The 17,158-nt window shown below is 49.3% G+C and carries 17 protein-coding genes; 7 read left to right on the top strand and 10 right to left on the bottom strand.

What is annotated here, in order from left to right; all coding sequences use genetic code 11:
- Window positions 1-32: 32 nt before the first annotated feature.
- A complete protein-coding gene (gene fbp, locus VP504_RS09310; protein WP_062710597.1) occupies window positions 33-1,049 on the bottom strand; it encodes a class 1 fructose-bisphosphatase in 1,017 nt (338 codons plus the stop codon).
- A gap of 294 nt (window positions 1,050-1,343) precedes the next feature.
- On the opposite strand from fbp, the gene mpl reads away from it, so the two are divergent.
- Both mpl and VP504_RS09300 read left to right on the top strand, forming a co-directional pair.
- On the top strand, window positions 1,344-2,699 hold the full coding sequence (gene mpl / locus VP504_RS09305) for a UDP-N-acetylmuramate:L-alanyl-gamma-D-glutamyl-meso-diaminopimelate ligase (RefSeq protein ID WP_325890938.1): 1,356 nt from the start codon (window positions 1,344-1,346) through the stop codon (window positions 2,697-2,699).
- Window positions 2,700-2,706: 7 nt separating this feature from the next.
- On the top strand, window positions 2,707-3,339 hold the full coding sequence (locus VP504_RS09300; RefSeq protein WP_325890937.1) for a flavin prenyltransferase UbiX: 633 nt from the start codon (window positions 2,707-2,709) through the stop codon (window positions 3,337-3,339).
- A 64-nt stretch (window positions 3,340-3,403) separates the two neighbouring features.
- On the opposite strand, the gene VP504_RS09295 is transcribed toward VP504_RS09300, so the two are convergent.
- From VP504_RS09295 to argR, 3 genes are all read right to left on the bottom strand, one after another.
- Window positions 3,404-3,841 (bottom strand): universal stress protein, encoded by a 438-nt coding sequence (locus tag VP504_RS09295; RefSeq protein ID WP_062710590.1) that lies wholly within the window; start codon window positions 3,839-3,841, stop codon window positions 3,404-3,406.
- Window positions 3,842-3,892: 51 nt separating this feature from the next.
- Window positions 3,893-6,463: a TRAP transporter permease gene (locus tag VP504_RS09290; RefSeq protein WP_325890936.1), complete on the bottom strand. Its 2,571-nt coding sequence runs from the start codon at window positions 6,461-6,463 to the stop codon at window positions 3,893-3,895.
- A gap of 402 nt (window positions 6,464-6,865) precedes the next feature.
- Window positions 6,866-7,336 carry a transcriptional regulator ArgR gene (gene argR / locus VP504_RS09285; protein WP_002536488.1) on the bottom strand — a complete coding sequence of 157 codons (471 nt, stop codon included), beginning with the start codon at window positions 7,334-7,336 and terminating at the stop codon, window positions 6,866-6,868.
- A gap of 309 nt (window positions 7,337-7,645) precedes the next feature.
- Between argR and mdh the strand changes: the two genes are divergently transcribed.
- Window positions 7,646-8,581 carry a malate dehydrogenase gene (mdh, locus tag VP504_RS09280; protein WP_062666541.1) on the top strand — a complete coding sequence of 312 codons (936 nt, stop codon included), beginning with the start codon at window positions 7,646-7,648 and terminating at the stop codon, window positions 8,579-8,581.
- Window positions 8,582-8,665: 84 nt separating this feature from the next.
- Here the strand turns inward: mdh and ispB are convergent, their stop codons facing one another.
- Window positions 8,666-9,637 (bottom strand): octaprenyl diphosphate synthase, encoded by a 972-nt coding sequence (gene ispB, locus VP504_RS09275; RefSeq protein WP_325894012.1) that lies wholly within the window; start codon window positions 9,635-9,637, stop codon window positions 8,666-8,668.
- 269 nt (window positions 9,638-9,906) lie between these two features.
- Between ispB and rplU the strand changes: the two genes are divergently transcribed.
- From rplU to folA, 4 genes are all read left to right on the top strand, one after another.
- The gene (rplU, locus tag VP504_RS09270) at window positions 9,907-10,218 is read left to right on the top strand and encodes a 50S ribosomal protein L21 (protein WP_002536481.1); all 312 of its coding nucleotides are present in this window, start codon (window positions 9,907-9,909) and stop codon (window positions 10,216-10,218) included.
- Between the two features lie 17 nt (window positions 10,219-10,235).
- Complete coding sequence (gene rpmA / locus VP504_RS09265; protein WP_325890935.1) at window positions 10,236-10,493, top strand: 50S ribosomal protein L27; 258 nt, start codon at window positions 10,236-10,238, stop codon at window positions 10,491-10,493.
- Between the two features lie 383 nt (window positions 10,494-10,876).
- Window positions 10,877-12,055 (top strand): Obg family GTPase CgtA, encoded by a 1,179-nt coding sequence (cgtA, locus tag VP504_RS09260; protein WP_002536475.1) that lies wholly within the window; start codon window positions 10,877-10,879, stop codon window positions 12,053-12,055.
- Between the two features lie 290 nt (window positions 12,056-12,345).
- The gene (gene folA / locus VP504_RS09255) at window positions 12,346-12,828 is read left to right on the top strand and encodes a type 3 dihydrofolate reductase (protein WP_325890934.1); all 483 of its coding nucleotides are present in this window, start codon (window positions 12,346-12,348) and stop codon (window positions 12,826-12,828) included.
- A 4-nt stretch (window positions 12,829-12,832) separates the two neighbouring features.
- Here the strand turns inward: folA and VP504_RS09250 are convergent, their stop codons facing one another.
- The 5 genes from VP504_RS09250 to surA are packed head-to-tail and all read right to left on the bottom strand — an operon-like array spanning window position 12,833 to window position 17,155.
- On the bottom strand, window positions 12,833-13,666 hold the full coding sequence (locus VP504_RS09250) for a symmetrical bis(5'-nucleosyl)-tetraphosphatase (RefSeq protein ID WP_325890933.1): 834 nt from the start codon (window positions 13,664-13,666) through the stop codon (window positions 12,833-12,835).
- Between the two features lie 8 nt (window positions 13,667-13,674).
- Window positions 13,675-14,049, bottom strand: coding sequence for a Co2+/Mg2+ efflux protein ApaG (gene apaG / locus VP504_RS09245; protein ID WP_062710554.1), 375 nt, complete (start codon window positions 14,047-14,049; stop codon window positions 13,675-13,677).
- Window positions 14,050-14,068: 19 nt separating this feature from the next.
- Window positions 14,069-14,878, bottom strand: coding sequence for a 16S rRNA (adenine(1518)-N(6)/adenine(1519)-N(6))-dimethyltransferase RsmA (gene rsmA, locus VP504_RS09240; protein ID WP_062710549.1), 810 nt, complete (start codon window positions 14,876-14,878; stop codon window positions 14,069-14,071).
- On the bottom strand, window positions 14,875-15,870 hold the full coding sequence (gene pdxA, locus VP504_RS09235) for a 4-hydroxythreonine-4-phosphate dehydrogenase PdxA (RefSeq protein WP_325890932.1): 996 nt from the start codon (window positions 15,868-15,870) through the stop codon (window positions 14,875-14,877). Before pdxA ends, rsmA begins: the two co-directional genes overlap by 4 nt.
- Complete coding sequence (gene surA / locus VP504_RS09230; RefSeq protein ID WP_325890931.1) at window positions 15,857-17,155, bottom strand: peptidylprolyl isomerase SurA; 1,299 nt, start codon at window positions 17,153-17,155, stop codon at window positions 15,857-15,859. Before surA ends, pdxA begins: the two co-directional genes overlap by 14 nt.
- Window positions 17,156-17,158: the final 3 nt, after the last annotated feature.

The following is a 17,158-nucleotide window of genomic DNA, read 5'->3' as shown; positions in this document are numbered from 1 at the left end:
CGGTATTGAAACCGGGCTTTCTTTTTAGACACTTACTCTTCGTCTGGGAAATTCTCAAGAAACTCTTCGACTTTCTCAACCATGTGAGTGGAACCCACAAAAAACGGTACACGCTGGTGGAGCTCGGTGGGTTTGATATCCATGATGCGTTGCGCACCATCTGACGCCTTCCCGCCCGCTTGCTCAATGATAAAAGCCATTGGGTTGCACTCATAAAGCAGGCGCAATTTGCCGCTTGGGTAAGCCGCTGTGCTTGGGTATAAGTATAAACCGCCTTTGAGCATATTACGGTGGAAATCGGACACCAATGAGCCGATGTAGCGCGAAGTGTAAGGACGGCCGTCAGTTGGCTCGTTTTCCTGGCAGTATTTGATGTACTTCTTCACCCCAAGTGGGAAGCGAATATAGTTCCCTTCGTTGATGGAGTAGATTTTACCATCTTGCGGGATGGTCATGTTCTCGTGGGATAAGCAGAACGCGCCGATGGATGGGTCGTAGGTGAAGCCGTGTACGCCGTTACCTGTGGTATAAACCAACATGGTAGAAGAACCGTAGATGATGTAACCCGCCGCCACCTGCCGGTTACCCGGTTGGAGGAAATCTTCCATGGTGGCCGGTTGGCCGATAGGGGAAACACGGCGGTAGATGGAGAAGATGGTGCCTACCGATACATTCACGTCGATATTGGAGGAGCCATCAAGTGGATCCATCAAGATGACATACTTGGCGTTGCGCCCAAGTTCGGTGTCGAAGATAACCGCATCATCTTCTTCTTCACTGGCTACGCCACACACCTGATCGCGTGCCGCCATGGCAGCTTTGAATTTTTCGTTTGCGTAGACGTCCAGTTTTTGTTGTTCTTCGCCTTGGACGTTCTCGCCACCAAATGCGCCAGTGATATCAGCCAAACCGGCTTTGTTGATTTCACGGTTAACGATTTTGGCGGCCAGTCGGATAGAGGAGAGTAGTGAGCTGAGTTCTCCACTGGCGCTAGGATATTCATGTTGTTTTTCAACAATGAACTCGCCAAGTGTACGCATATCGGACATTCCAGATCCTTTTGATGTCTGTTATTGGTTTCTTGGGTAAGATGCTGGGAAACAAAGTCGCAAGCGAAATGCAATAAGGCCTTTACTTTCCCGGTTGATTCGAAGTGTTCGGTGCATCGCTTGGGCGGCAGGCAAAAGTTTTTGCCAAAAACGTGACGTCACAACCGGACAAAAAATCAACTTGTTACACATTTTATAGTGTAGAACTTTTTATTCGTATCGAAGTAATTTGGACATGTCGGGAACTGTGATCCTTGGAGATGCAGAACGACGGTTTTAAGCTGACGGAACCTTATGCATATACACATTTTAGGGATTTGCGGCACCTTTATGGGCGGCGCAGCTATTCTGGCGAGACAACTGGGTCATAAAGTGACAGGTTGTGACGCCAATGTTTACCCGCCAATGAGCACACTGTTGGAATCTCAGGGTATAGGTATCATTCAGGGCTATGATCCTTCTCAGCTTGATCCGGCACCGGATCTGGTGGTGGTAGGAAATGCTATGAGCCGCGGCAATCCGTGCGTGGAATATGTGCTGAATAAAAACCTCAATTACACTTCCGGCCCCCAATGGCTGTTGGATTTCCTGCTTAAAGATCGCTGGGTACTGGCGGTAGCAGGTACGCATGGCAAAACCACGACAGCGAGTATGCTGGCTTGGGTTTTGGAAGATTGCGGCTATCAGCCAGGCTTTTTGATTGGTGGTGTACCGGGTAACTTTGGCGTATCTGCCCGCTTGGGTGAAACCATGTTCTTTGTGGTCGAAGCGGATGAATACGACAGTGCTTTTTTCGATAAGCGTTCTAAGTTCGTGCATTACCATCCACATACGCTGATCATGAACAATCTTGAGTTCGATCATGCTGACATCTTCGACGATATGAATGCGATTAAACGTCAATTCCATCATTTGGTGCGGACAGTGCCGGGAATCGGCCGCATCATTGCGCCTTCGAATGATGAAAACATTAAATCGACGCTGGAGATGGGTTGCTGGAGCGAGCTGGAGTTTGCCGGTGAAGACGGTACTTGGAAAGCCGAGAAACGCGTAGCTGATGGTAGCGAATTTGATGTGTGTTTTGAAGGCGAGTCGGTCGGGACGGTTAAGTGGGATCTGATTGGCGATCACAATGTCAGTAATGCATTGATGGCCATTGCTGCTGCACGTCACGTCGGTGTCACACCGGATCTGGCTTGTGAAGCCTTGGGGCGTTTCATCAACACCAAACGGCGTCTGGAGCACAAAGGCGACTTTAACGGTGTGACTGTCTATGACGATTTCGCCCATCACCCAACTGCAATTAAAACCACACTGGAAGGCCTACGTGCCAAAGTGGGTGAGCGTCGTATCTTTGCGGTGTTGGAGCCGAGATCCAACACCATGAAGCTTGGCGTACATAAAGACGAGATTGCACCGTCACTGGATGCTGCCGATGAGGTATTGCTTTTCCAGCCGGAGCATATCGAATGGTCTGTCAAAGAGGTAGCGGAAGCGTGCAAAGCACCAGCGCAAACCTTTGACGAGATTGATGCACTGGTTTCATGCATTGCCAGTGAGGCCAAGGTAGACGACGTTATACTGGTGATGAGTAACGGTGGTTTTGGTGGCATTCACGACAAACTGAAAGCCAAGTTGGAACAACAATAAGGAACACATGGCAACTTCAATGAGCGACAAACGCATTACACTGGCTTGGAGTGGTGCATCAGGCGCGCCCTATGGACTTCGCCTGCTGGAGTGCTTGCTGGCGGCAGACTATGAAGTCTATTTGCTGGTGTCATCCGCCGCACGTGTGGTGTTCGCCACCGAGCATGGTATAAAACTGCCATCTGGGCCCGACGCGGCGAAAGAAGCCTTGGTAAAACATCTCAATGCGCCGACTGACAAGTTGATCGTGTGTAGCAAAGAGGATTGGTTCTCGCCGGTTGCATCGGGCTCTGCGGCACCTAAGAAAATGGTGGTGTGCCCCTGTTCGGCTGGCTCGCTAGCTGCGATTGCCCATGGCATGTCGGATAATCTGGCAGAACGCGCTGCAGATGTGGTACTGAAAGAGCGTGGCCAACTGTTATTGGTGGTGCGTGAAACGCCATTCTCCACTCTTCACCTAGAGAATATGCTGAAGTTATCGCAAATGGGCGTGACCATCATGCCTGCTGCACCGGGGTTTTATCACCAACCAAAGTCTATCGATGATCTGGTGGACTTTATGGTGGCACGTATTCTCGATCATCTTGGGATTGAGCAGGTCTTGGTGCCGCGATGGGGCTATGACCAGCGCGATAAGTAACTCTCATTCAGATAAAGAAAAAGGGCGGTATCGATACCGCCCTTTTTAGATCTTGGTATCGCTATCAGCCTTGAGGCTTCATGATCAACACGTTGACTTTTGATTGCTCCAGCACCTTGGATGCTACTGAGCCAATGATAAGCTTGTTGGCTTTAGAGCGCTTGTGGCTTGGCATCACGATTAAATCGCAGCCAAGGCTGTCAGCGGTTTTGACGATGGCCTTGTAAGGCTTGCCTTCAGCCACAGACAAATCATACGAGATGCCTTCCGGCACAATGCGCTCAGCAAAGGCTTTAAGGTTGTTACGTACGTCCTGTTTCATCTGGCGGGCTGCATCTTCCGGGAAGTATGACTGTACCATGGAGTTATGAATTCCCGGCAGCGCAGTCAACAGGTGCAAAGTAGCACCGGTTTGTCCTGCCAGCCAAACAGCGTGCTCTACTGCTTTATCAGCAAAGCTTTCATCATTCAAATCAACAGGGACCAGAATGTGTTTATACATATCGTCTACTCTCTTGTTTGGTAGTGACCGGGGCGTAATGCCCCGGACTGATTACGCTGTTTGTTGTTTTGATCTTTTGATGCGGCGGCGCTGGTTCCAGGCCATAGCTGCAAGAAGAAGCAAGGTAGGGACGAATACCCATTCTTTTGACGGCCGCTCCGCAGGTGTACTCACCTGAACGATTTCCCAGTCGAAATCGATACCGGCATCTGATGCCGGGCTACCCCACTGAACCATATCGACCAGTTTCGCGCCTTCTTCATCACGCAGTTCCAGGCCAGTAGACATGACTCGAGCCAGACCTTCTGCCTGTGCATAGTCAATGGGCAAGTGAACGTGTTTGGTGACGATATCACCGTCGATGGTTTCACCACGAACTTGTAGGTTAAGCGTTTGGCCATCGGGCAGCTTTTCTGCCACTTCGATAATAGAAGAACCTAGGTAATCATTGGTTGCGGGATAAACTTGATCCCACCAGTAACCTGGACGGAACAGTGAGAAAGTGATCAGCACCAGCAGCAGTGTTTCCCACCATTTGTTCTTGGTGAACCACCAACCTTGCGTCGCGGCTGAGAAGGCGAGCATGGCGATCACGGCTGAGCCGATAGTCAGTAAAAGATGCACTGGACCTTCGATGTCCATTAACAACAGTTGGGTGTTGAAAATGAACATAAACGGCAGGATCGCGGTACGAATATCGTAGGTGAAACCCTGGATACCGGTTTTGATTGGGTCAGATTTCGCAATCGCCGCCGCTGCGAAGGCTGCAAGACCTACCGGTGGGGTATCATCTGCCAGAATACCGAAGTAGAACACGAACAGATGAACGGCGATTAGTGGGATGATAAGACCTTCTTGTGCACCTAACGTCACAATAACTGGGGCCATCAGGGTAGATACCACGATATAGTTTGCTGTGGTTGGTAGACCCATACCCAAGATCAGGCTGATGATTGCGGTGAACAGCAGCATCAACATGATGTTACCGCCGGAGATGAACTCAACGAAGTCAGTCATCACCAAACCGATACCCGTCAGTGTTACCACACCTACCACAATGCCCGCTGCAGCAGTCGCTACACCGATACCAATCATGTTACGTGCGCCAGCGACAAAGCCTTCTGCCAAGTCGATGAAACCGTTTTTGATTTCTTCGCCGAAGTTAGACTCGCCATGGAAGAAAGCAAACAGCGGACGTTGGGTCACCACGATGAACATCATGAACAGGGTTGCCCAGAATGCGGACAGGCCCGGTGAGAAGCGTTCAACCATCAGACACCATACCAGCACCACGATTGGGAGTAGGTAGTAAAGACCTGAACGTGCGGTTGGACCTGGATCAGGGAGCTCAGAGAGATCGGTATCTGCTGGGTCTTCTACAGCCTCTTTCTTGTATTGCGCTGAATAGCGAACCAACGCGACGTAGGCAATGAAAATCGCTACGGCAATGATTGGGCTCGCCGCTGCACCGAACACATCTTTCGTCCAGCCAATGCCATAGTAGACCGCAAAGCTCAGCACACAGATACCAATCACGATGGTCAGGAAGCTAAGCAGAGACTGTACCAGCGTTGATTGGTGGCGACGTGGAAGGCCTGTCATGCCAGCCTTACAAGCTTCAAGGTGAACGATGTAGATAAGTGCGATGTAAGAAATGATGGCAGGCAAAATCGCCGCTTTAATCACTTCAATATAAGGAATACCGACGTATTCCACCATCAGGAAAGCTGCCGCACCCATAATAGGTGGTGTCAGCTGACCATTGGTTGATGCTGCAACCTCTACTGCACCCGCTTTTGTTCCTGGGAAACCGACACGCTTCATCAGTGGAATGGTGAATACTCCCGTCGTTACCACGTTCGCGATAGATGATCCGGAAATCAGGCCTGACAGACCAGAAGCCACAACGGCTGCTTTTGCTGGACCGCCACGCATATGACCGAGCATGGAAAAGGCCACTTTGATGAAGTAGCCACCTGCACCGGCACGATCAAGCAAGGCACCGAAGAGTACAAACAGGAAGACAAAAGACGTTGATACACCCAGTGCGACACCAAATACACCTTCGGTAGTCAGCCACATGTGGGACATGGCTTTGTTTAGGCTTGCCCCTTTGTGCGCAATAACATCGGGCATATGGGGACCCGCGAAGGTGTAGAGTAGAAATACCAGTGCGACGACCATCAGCGGAGGGCCAAGAGCGCGTCGTGTCGCTTCCAGCAGCAAAATCATACCTGTGACTGCAACAACGATATCAAAGCTTGTTGGAGCACCAGCGCGGGAAGCGAGTTCGGTATAGAAAAGGAAGAGGTACCCGGCTGAGAAGCTTCCTGCGGCCGCAAAAATCCAATCCTGGACAGGAATACGGTCTCGTGGAGAGTTTTTCAGAGCGGGGTATGCGGTGAATGCCAGAAAGATAGCAAACGCCAAGTGAATCGATCGTGCCTCGGTATCATTGAGCGCGACAGTAAATGGTGAGGCATACCAGAGCTGGAAAATAGACCAGCACAAGGGAACAAACCAGAGGATTTTTCCTGGTAAACCTGACGGAGCGCGGGCTCCGGTGTCCGCTTGAGCGACAATATCCTGCGCTTCTTGCGGTGTCTCGGTCGTCTTCGTCATGCCATTGTCCTTTAATCGGCAAGTAAAAGTGTAAAAAAACCTGACATCAGATGCGGATAACCCGCAACAAAGCGGGCTATCTCCACAGCGCGTTTTATACGCCTTTATTGTCTTCACCTAATGACGAGTACTGCTTTGTAAGGTCTTGTGTAAGACTCAGTTTATTGTGTGTATTTAGGATTCTTTGGTTATGGATGATAACAAACCTGTTTCCAAAATTTAAAACTAGTGAAATATTTTGTCATGGTCTTTCGCATCGAATTGAGGCGTAACGGGAGATAAAAGCGGGGCAGCCTCATTAGTGAGACAAAATAACGTCTCAGGGTGGGAATAGTTGGATAAGGAAGCTGGCAGGATTACCGGATAATCATCCTGCCAATTTTGAAGGACTTTCAGTTTGAATTAGCGGGAGTAATCGAAAAGTCCGCAAACGGCTTCAAACAGTCGCACAGTGGTGGTAGAGCGCGTTGGAGTGATGAAGATGGTATCGTCACCGGCAACCACGCCAAGAATACCTTCTGCTTTACCCAGAGAGTCCAGCAGGCGCGCGATAAGCTGCGCTGCACCAGGACCTGTGTGGATAACAACCAATGCGTCGTTGTAATCGATATCCATCACCAACTCTTTCAGTGGGCTGCTTGTGGTGGGTACGCCAAGTTCTACCGGCAGGCAGTACACCATTTCCATTTTTGCGTTGCGGGTGCGCACAGCGCCAAACTTGGTCAGCATGCGAGAGACTTTAGATTGATTAATGTTCTCAAAGCCTTGCGCTTTCAGAGCATCTACGATCTCGCCTTGAGAGCTGAACTTTTCTTCTTTCAGGATGGCTTTAAAAGCCTTCACCAATTGATCTTGTTTATCTGAATTGCGCATATATCTTCTTTCTTCCCCGTCTCAGGATGGCGCATTCTTGCATAGTGATTCACTCGTGAGCAATAAAATCAGCGGTAAAGTGACGCACCTATCACCTTTCAACAGGCCTTGATGGCTTTGAAGATAAAAATGAGAAGCGCGGCTTATCCTCAGGTTGATAAGCTTGTGGTTATCTATGATGGGAACGTATCATGCGCAGAGGTCCGTTATGCATGCGGGGTTGTCAGTGGATTTAAGTAAACCACCTTATTGCTGACTTGCCTCGTATCCAAGGTCTGAAATAATAAAATCGTAAATAAGGAGAACGAGATGAAAGTTGCTGTGATTGGCGCCGCTGGTGGCATTGGTCAAGCTTTAGCCCTGCTTTTGAAAAACCGTCTGCCTGCGGGTTCTGATTTGGCTCTGTATGACATTGCACCTGTAACACCGGGTGTTGCGGTCGATCTTAGCCACATCCCTACCCCAGTATCGATCAAAGGTTACAGCGGTGAAGATCCAACGCCTGCGCTGGAAGGTGCTGACGTTGTTCTGATCTCGGCTGGTGTAGCGCGTAAGCCAGGTATGGATCGCTCTGATCTGTTCAACGTGAACGCAGGTATCGTTCGTTCTCTGAGTGAAAGAATTGCTGATGTATGCCCGAAAGCGCTGATCGGTATTATCACTAACCCAGTGAACACCACTGTTGCTATCGCAGCAGAAGTGCTGAAAGCTAAGGGTGTTTACGATAAGAACCGCCTTTTCGGTGTGACCACGCTGGATATCATCCGTTCTGAAACCTTTGTGGCTGAGCTGAAAGGTAAAGATCCAAGCGATGTTCGTGTACCGGTTATCGGTGGTCACTCTGGTGTCACCATCCTGCCGCTGCTGTCTCAGGTTGAGGGTGTTGAGTTCACTGAAGAAGAAGTGGCTGCACTGACGCCACGTATCCAAAATGCGGGTACTGAAGTCGTCGAAGCGAAAGCGGGTGGCGGTTCTGCGACCCTGTCTATGGGGCAAGCAGCGTGTCGCTTTGGTCTGGCACTGGTTCGTGCAGCTCAAGGCGAACAAGACGTTGTCGAGTGTGCTTATGTGGAAGGCGATGGCAAATATGCACGCTTCTTCGCTCAACCAGTGCGCCTTGGCAAAAACGGTGTGGAAGAGATCCTGGATCACGGCCCGCTGAGTGCTTTCGAGCAAAACGCACTGGACAGCATGCTGGATACACTGCGTAAAGATATCCAACTGGGCGAAGAGTTCGTTAAGTAACTTTTCCCTGAAAAGAGAAAAAGCGGCTGGATAGCCGCTTTTTTTGTCATCGTTGAAAGAGCATGTCGATCTTTTTCAGAACGTCTACTTTTTACGGTGCACAGCGATGTGTGCCAGCGCTTTGAGCGCCTCTTTATATTCTGATTCGGGAATAGGTGCGAGGGCTTCTATGGCTTTCTCCGCTTCTTCTTCTGCACGTTGGCGTGTGTATTCCAGAGATCCACACCGTTTCATGCAGGCAAGGATAGGATCAAGCTTGTCCAGACCATTGCCTTGTTCGATCACTTCGCGGATCATAGCAGCCTGCTCTGGATTACTGTTCGCCATGGCGTGCAGTAATGGCAGGGTAGGTTTACCTTCAGCCAAGTCGTCACCCGTATTTTTGCCCATCTCATCGCCTTGTGAAGTGTAATCCATCACGTCATCAATAAGCTGGAAAGCAGTCCCAAGGTAGCGGCCATAATCTTGCAACGCCTTTTCTACATTTTCAGATGAGTCTGAAAGGATTGCGCCTATTTGGGTGGCTGCTTCAAAAAGGCGTGCGGTTTTTGAGTAGATCACCTGCATGTAACTTTCTTCAGTGGTATCCGGGTCATTACAGTTCATCAACTGCAAAACCTCACCTTCTGCGATCACATTGGTAGCTTCACTCATCAGATCGAGGATCCTCAACGATCGAAGTTCGGTCATCATTTGGAAAGAGCGCGTGTAGATGTAGTCGCCAACCAGCACGCTGGCTGCGTTGCCAAACATGGCATTTGCTGTCGCTTTGCCACGACGGAGGTCAGACTCATCGACAACATCATCGTGCAGCAGGGTGGCGGTATGGATAAATTCGATAAAGGCAGCGGCGGTGATGTGTCCTTCACCGTGATAGTTCAGCGCACGGGCTGACAAAACAGCAAGCATAGGGCGTAGGCGTTTGCCTCCACCACTGACGATATAAAAGCCTAATTGGTTAATCAAGGCGACGTCAGAATTCAGTTGCGCAAGTATTTTTTTGTCCACTTTTGCCATGTCATCGGCAGTCAGTGCTTGGATGGTGTTAAAATCCATTGATGCGTCCGGTCCAAGGGTAGATTGCAGTTTGCTGCTCTCGTTTTTGCGATGATAGTACACTAAAATTCCTTACTCGACACAGTATCAATGTTGGCAAAATAGACGGTTAAATACAGTGAACAGCTTTTCACCAATTTTCTTTCACTTCCCCCTTGCCAGAGGGCGAATCTTACCGTAGAATTCGCGCCCTATTGATGAATTAAATGCGCACCCCTCACTGTACAATTTTTAAACGCAGAAGGCTGTGCGGAAATGCGGAGAAAACCATGTACGCAGTTTTCCAAAGTGGTGGTAAACAACACCGTGTAAGCGAAGGCCAAACTATTCGCTTGGAAAAGCTAGACATTGAAACTGGCTCAACTGTTGAGTTTGATTCTGTTCTGCTGGTAGCTAACGGCGAAGAAATCACCGTTGGTGCACCATTCGTAGCAGGCGGTAAAGTAACTGCTGAAGTAGTTACTCACGGTCGTGGCGACAAAGTGAAAATCGTTAAGTTCCGTCGTCGTAAGCATTCTCGTAAGCAAATGGGCCACCGTCAGTGGTTCACTGAAGTCAAAATTACTGGCATCAGCGCTTAATCTAGGAGAAGAGATAAATGGCACATAAAAAAGCTGGCGGTTCTACTCGTAACGGCCGTGATTCAGAAAGCAAACGTCTTGGTGTTAAGCGCTTCGGCGGTGAATCTGTTCTGGCAGGTAACATCATCGTTCGTCAACGTGGTACTAAATTCCACGCGGGCACTAACGTAGGTTGCGGAAAAGACCACACTCTGTTCGCTCTGTCTGACGGCAAAGTGAAGTTCGAGGTTAAAGGTCCTAAGAACCGTAAATTCGTTAGCATCGAAGCTGACTAATAGCTCTCGATACTGATTTTGAAGCCCTGCCTTACGGCGGGGCTTTTTGTTGCATAGCTAAGTGACTTTGGGTGAAGTTATTTAGCTATACAACAGCAATCTAAGCTCAGGCGGCTCAGCAGCGATTTTACGCATGCCGCGTATCATTCGCGGCTTGAAAGGAATCGCGTCACGCAGATGTCACAGATGTCACGAATGCATCCGTAGGCATACATAGCGTGGCAATACTGAACGCAACCCGGTTTTTGATCCTAAGATCTTCTTAAAGGATAAGGATCATCGGCCAGAAGTGCTCCAACAGGGTGCTGCTCGATCGCCAATGTTAACCCAAGAACACGTAATACCTTCCTCAAGGTAGGTGGTGCAGGGTATGGAGAAGAAAAATGAAATTTGTAGATGAAGCGGTAATCCGCGTTGAAGCCGGCGATGGCGGTAACGGTACAGTCAGTTTCCGTCGTGAGAAATATGTGCCTAAAGGTGGTCCTGATGGCGGTGATGGCGGTGATGGCGGTGACGTTTACCTGCTGGCAGATGAAAACCTGAATACCCTTATTGACTACCGCTTTGAGCGTTTCCACGCTGCTGGCCGTGGTGAAAATGGCCGTGGTGGTAACTGTACCGGTAAGCGTGGTGACGATCTGATATTGAATGTCCCTGTGGGTACCCGTGCCGTTGACGAAGACACCGGCGAAGTGATTGCTGATCTGACTCATCATGGTATGAAAATCATGGTGGCAAAGGGCGGCTGGCATGGCTTGGGTAACACCCGCTTCAAATCTTCTGTAAACCGCGCACCTCGTCAAAAGTCGATGGGCACCAAGGGTGAATTGCGTCATCTGCGTCTTGAGCTGCTTCTGCTGGCTGACGTGGGTATGCTGGGTCTGCCTAATGCAGGTAAATCAACCTTCATCCGCGCGGTATCAGCGGCTAAGCCAAAAGTGGCGGACTATCCGTTTACCACGCTGGTGCCAAGTCTGGGCGTAGTGCGTGTTGCTGACAATAAGAGCTTTGTTGTTGCCGACATCCCGGGTCTGATTGAAGGTGCTGCAGAAGGTGCTGGCCTCGGTATTCGATTCCTGAAACACTTAGAGCGCTGTCGTGTGCTGCTGCATATGATTGATCTGATGCCTGTTGATGGTTCAGATCCTGTCGATAATGCATTCACTATCATTGAAGAGCTTCAACGCTACAGCGAGAAGCTGGCTGATAAGCCTCGTTGGATCCTGTTTAACAAGATCGACCTGATGAGTGAAGAAGATGCGGAAGCGGAAATCGAGCGTATTCTTGATGCATTAGGTTGGGATGAACCTTACTACGCGATTTCTGCCATCAACAAAGGCAACACTCAACAGCTGACTTACGATCTGATGGAATTCATCGAATCGCTGCCAACGGCAATTGAGCCAGAAGAAGCAGCTGAAGAAGCTAAAGTTGAATTCAAGTGGGATGACTACCACGAGCAGGAAATCAAGAAGCAGTCTAAGTCCGATGATGACGACGACGATGACTGGGATGATTGGAACGAAGACGATTACGACGTAGAGATCATCTACCGTCCATAATCCGGAATACATAAAAAGCCGCCTAGATAAAGGCGGTTTTTTTTCGCCTTAATAATACCAATCACAGTAGGTAGGTGATCAGAAATAGCGCAGTAAAAATGCTCGAGAACAAGGCGGAAAATTTCGATAAGTAGTTATTCTACAATCAAATTTTTCAACGCAGTTATCGAGCATTTTAACAAGCTAGGATGAGCAGATATTTACTACGATTGGTATAAAATCAAGGTTCCGTGAGGAAAACCTGTGGTGTAGCATGTCGCAGCCGTTTGAAAATAAAGGATCAAGAGCAGATGAAGATCAGTATGATTGCCGCAATGGCGAAGGGACGTGTGATAGGAAAAGACAACGCCATGCCTTGGCATCTGCCTGCCGATTTTATCTGGTTTAAACAAAACACGTTAGGCAAGCCAGTCATCATGGGCCGGAAAACGTATGAGTCGATTGGCCGCCCGCTGCCGGGTCGACGTAATATAGTGATCAGCCGAGACGAAAACTGGTCAGCAGAAGGCGTGGAGAGCACTACCAGCATTGACGCAGCGATTGTGTTAGCAGGCGATGTTGAAGAAGCGGTGATCATTGGTGGTGGTACTATTTACGAGGCGAGCATGTCCATGGCGGATAAGCTTTGTCTGACCTTTATTGATGCTGAGATAGACGGTGATACCTGCTTCCCTGATTGGGGGGAGGGATGGTCAGAAACACACCGCGAATCCTATCAGGCTGATGAAAAGAACCGCTACAACATGGAGTTTGTGGTGTTAGAGCGGGCGTAAGCGGTCAGGCATGAACTGGGCAGGGGCGCGAAAACCTTTGCCCATCTTCCCATCTCACCATGGTGAGTGAGCCACCCCACACACAGCCAGTATCCAGTCCTAACAGATTGTCAGTTAATACGCCGCCCAGCGCTGCCCAATGGCCAAAAACCAGCGTTTCGTCAATCGTGCGACGATTTGGCATCTGAAACCAAGGCATGAGACGTCCATCTTTCACTTTCTCTGGAGGGAGTTTGCAGGCCATATCCAAGCTTCCATCTAGCTCACAAAAACGCATGCGTGTCAGGGCATTGATGGCATAGCGATACTTTTCAATGCCTTTTAAGTTTGGTGACCAAAGTGCAGGCTTATTGGCATACATGTTTTCAAGTAGCCAGACATAGCGATCACTTTTCAGGACGCTTTCCACTTCCCGTGCATTTGTTTTAGCCGTTTCAATATCCCAGACAGGAGGGATACCAGCATGGGTCATTACAAAGCCCGGGCTGTCTGCATTGGCTTGATCAACATGGATCAGCAAGGGTTGCTGGCGAAGCCAATTGAGTAACTCTTCACGATCGTCAGCTTCCAGTATCGCGAGAGTTTTGTCTTTACCTTTCGGTTTCATGATCCCCTCTGATACCGCTAAAAGATGGAGATCATGATTCCCAAGAACCGTATGACCATGCTTTTCAAGGGATTTTACAAACCTCAGTACTGCAAGGGAGTCGGGGCCACGGGCGACTAGATCTCCAGCTATGTAAAGGTGATCGTTGGAAGGATCGAAGCTAGCTTCTTTCAACAGCGCGTTGAGATCGTCAAAACAGCCTTGAATGTCACCGACAAGGTAAGTAGCCACAAAAATTCCTAGTGGAGAATATTGGGAAGTGCGAGACGGAATGGCGAGACTTCGATGTCGAACTCTTTTTCGTCTAAATCGATCATGGTGTAAAATCCTTGCATGACACCCACAGGCGTTTCCAGCACAGTGCCACTGGTGTAGGTATACTGGTCGCCCGCTTCGATTAGGGGCTGTTCACCCACAACACCTTCACCCTCGATCACCAATTTTTTTCCATTGGCATCGGTGACCAGCCATTTACGGCGAAGGAGTTGTGCGTGACGATTACCATTGTTTTCAATGGTAATCGTGTAGGAAAACACATAACGCTTTTTATCCGGCTCGGATTGCTCTTCCACATAGTGAGTCAAAACGCGAACCGTAAAATTGTTGATTATCATCCCTGAAGTGTTCCCTGAATTATTGTTGATGGTTAACATCCATCCAATTTGCCAGTGCAACAAACTGTGCCAGCGTGAGGCTCTCTGGGCGAGCCGAAGGGTCGATACCCAGTGATTCCATTGTCTCTGCATCAATCAGTGATTTGAAACAGTTACGCACGGTTTTACGGCGTTGGTTAAAGCCTTCACGGCAAACACGTTCCAGCCATTTCAGGCTAGTGGTTGGGTGTGGCAGCTCTTTGTGCGGAATAAGGCGTACAACAGCTGAATCCACTTTTGGCGCTGGCTTAAACGCCGTTGGTGGTACTTCCAGCACTGGCACTACCTTACAGTAGTATTGTGCCATTACAGTCAAACGGCCATAGGCTTTACTGTTTGGACCCGCAGCCAGACGGTTAACCACTTCTTTTTGCAACATAAAGTGCATGTCTTTCACTTTACCCGCAAAGCTGAACAAGTGGAACATCAGCGGTGTTGATACGTTGTACGGCAGATTGCCAAAAATGCGCAGTGGGTTCTCTTCAGACGACAGTTGCGTAAAGTCGAACTTCATTGCATCGCCTTCATAGATGGTCAGTTTGTCTGCCAAATCTGGGTGATGGCGAAGACGCTCAGCCAGGTCACGGTCAAGTTCAACCACACTCAGTTTGTCGACTTCGCGTGCAACAGGCTCGGTCAGAGCACCGAGGCCTGGGCCGATTTCAACCAGATTTTCGCCTGGCTGAGGGTTAATGGCAGAAACAATACCGTCAATGATGTACGGATCGTTCAGGAAGTTCTGGCCAAAACGCTTACGGGCGCGGTGGCCTAGATGGACTTTATCGCTCATGCTTTCTTATCTACTAACTCGAGGGCGTGGGATAGCGCTGTCCGCAGGCTTCCAGTATCCGCCGTTCCGGTACCTGCTAAATCCAATGCGGTACCATGATCCACTGAAGTTCGGATGAAAGGCAGGCCAAGCGTAATGTTGACTGACTTTCCAAATCCTTTGAATTTTAACACAGGCAGTCCCTGATCGTGATACATCGCCAATACGGCATCAGCATCTTTCAGGTACTTATCCTGAAATAGGGTGTCCGCAGGCAGAGGACCAATCAGATTCATACCTTGCTCGCGAAGTTTCTCAAGCGCAGGTTCTATGATGTCGATTTCTTCGCGGCCCAGACAGCCATCTTCTCCGGCATGTGGGTTCAGGCCACAAACATAAATCTTAGGCTCAGCAATACCGAACTTGGATTTGAGGTCATCATTCAAAATACCTATCACCTGAAAAAGACGCTCTTCGGTAATCGCTTTTGATACATAGGCCAAAGGAATGTGGGTGGTCACCAAGGCAACGCGGAGGCCTTCTGTTGCCAGCATCATCACTACTTGTTGTACGTTAGCATGGTGCTGGAAGAACTCAGTATGGCCACTGAACGAAACACCTGCACGGTTAATCACGCCTTTGTGTACTGGGCCGGTTACGACAGCGGCAAACTCGCCCTGCATATTGCCTTCGGCAGCGCGGGTGAGTGTATTCAGGACATAGTGGCCATTGGCTTCATTGAGCTCACCTGCCACTACGGCAGCTTCAAGCGGCTCATCGCAAACTACCAATACACCAGGTTGATGGGCTTTTGGTGCTGCAGACGGTTCGTAATCTTCAAAGCTGACATCAATACCAAGTAGCTTGGCACGCTCCCCCAGCATCGCCTTATTAGCGCAAATCACCAACTCGTGCGGCCAATTATCATGCGCGAGCGCCAAGACTAAATCTGGGCCGATACCCGAAGGTTCACCGGGGGTGATCGCAATGCGTTTTGGGTTAGCTGTTTTCATCAAGGTTACCCACCTGTTCTACGTAAGCACCAGCACGAAGCTCCTGTAGCCAAGCCTGTGCTTCTTCATTGAACTTACGGTTAAGCAGCATACGGTATGCACGGTTTTGTACTGCGGCATCGGTGCGGTCAGCCTGACGGCGATCCAATACTTCTACAATGTGCCAGCCATGAACAGTTTTAAAAGGCTCACTGATTTGACCTTCTGGGAGGGTATCTACTTTGTCTTTGAACTCAGGAACATAAAGCTCTGAAGTTTGCCAGCCAAGGTCACCACCTTTCACTGCTGAGCCAGGATCGGCACTGTATTGTTTAGCCAGATCATCAAAGGTTTTCTCGCCCTTGTTGATTTGCGCAATCATTTTGTTGAGCTGACGCTTTGCACCTTCATCACTCAATACAATAGAAGGTTTTATTAGAATGTGACGTGATTTTACCTCAGTAACAGCAACCGACTGAAGGCCCTTCACATCAGCAATGTTCAGGATGTGGTAACCTACGCCGCTGCGGAACGGGCCTATGACGGCACCCTTGCCGTTATTTTTGATTTGGTCAGCAAAGATGGTTGGCATTTCCTGAAGACGCATCCAGCCCCAGTCTCCGCCATCAAGTGCTTTCGGACCTTTCGAGTTTGCCAGTGCTAATTCTTTGAAATTACCGCCAGCTTCAAGCTCAGAAACCAACTTGTTTGCCTTTGCAGCGACAGCATTACGCTCGTCTTTCTCTGCGTCTTCATCTAATCGAAGTTGGATATGACTTAGGCGGTACTCTACGTTCTCAAGGTTTTGTGCATTGAGTTGGGATGCCAGTGACTCTACTTCCTGAGGAAGAATGTTAATGCGGCGGCGAACCTGAGCATTACGTGCTTCGCTGATGGTCATCTCGCGGCGGATTTGGTCGCGATAAGACGACCAAGTAATGCCGTTTCCTTTCAGTTCTTCACGCAGTTGATTGACTGATACATTTTTATCTTTGGCGATAGAGTCAATAGCTTGCTCAAGACGGGTATCATCGATACGAATACCCAATCGTTTTGCCTCTTGGAGTTGCAGCTCTTCGATGATGAGCTGATCCAGAATTTGCTGCTCAAGCACGTCTTCTGGCGGCAGGTTTGCTGTATCTGCGTTCAAAGCCACTGTCTTTTTTAGAGATTCGACATCACTTGAAAGGATCACACCTTCGTTCACGACAGTGATAACGCGATCTAATTCTGCCGGGGAAGCCGACACCGTTAATGAACTGGCTGAGATTGCCGTGGCCAGTATAGCTTTCGTCCATTTATTCATTTG

The organism is Grimontia sp. NTOU-MAR1 (assembly GCF_035758505.1).
In the GTDB taxonomy this organism is placed as follows: Bacteria; Pseudomonadota; Gammaproteobacteria; order Enterobacterales; family Vibrionaceae; genus Enterovibrio; species Enterovibrio marinus.
This window is presented reverse-complemented; position numbering and strand designations above follow the sequence as displayed.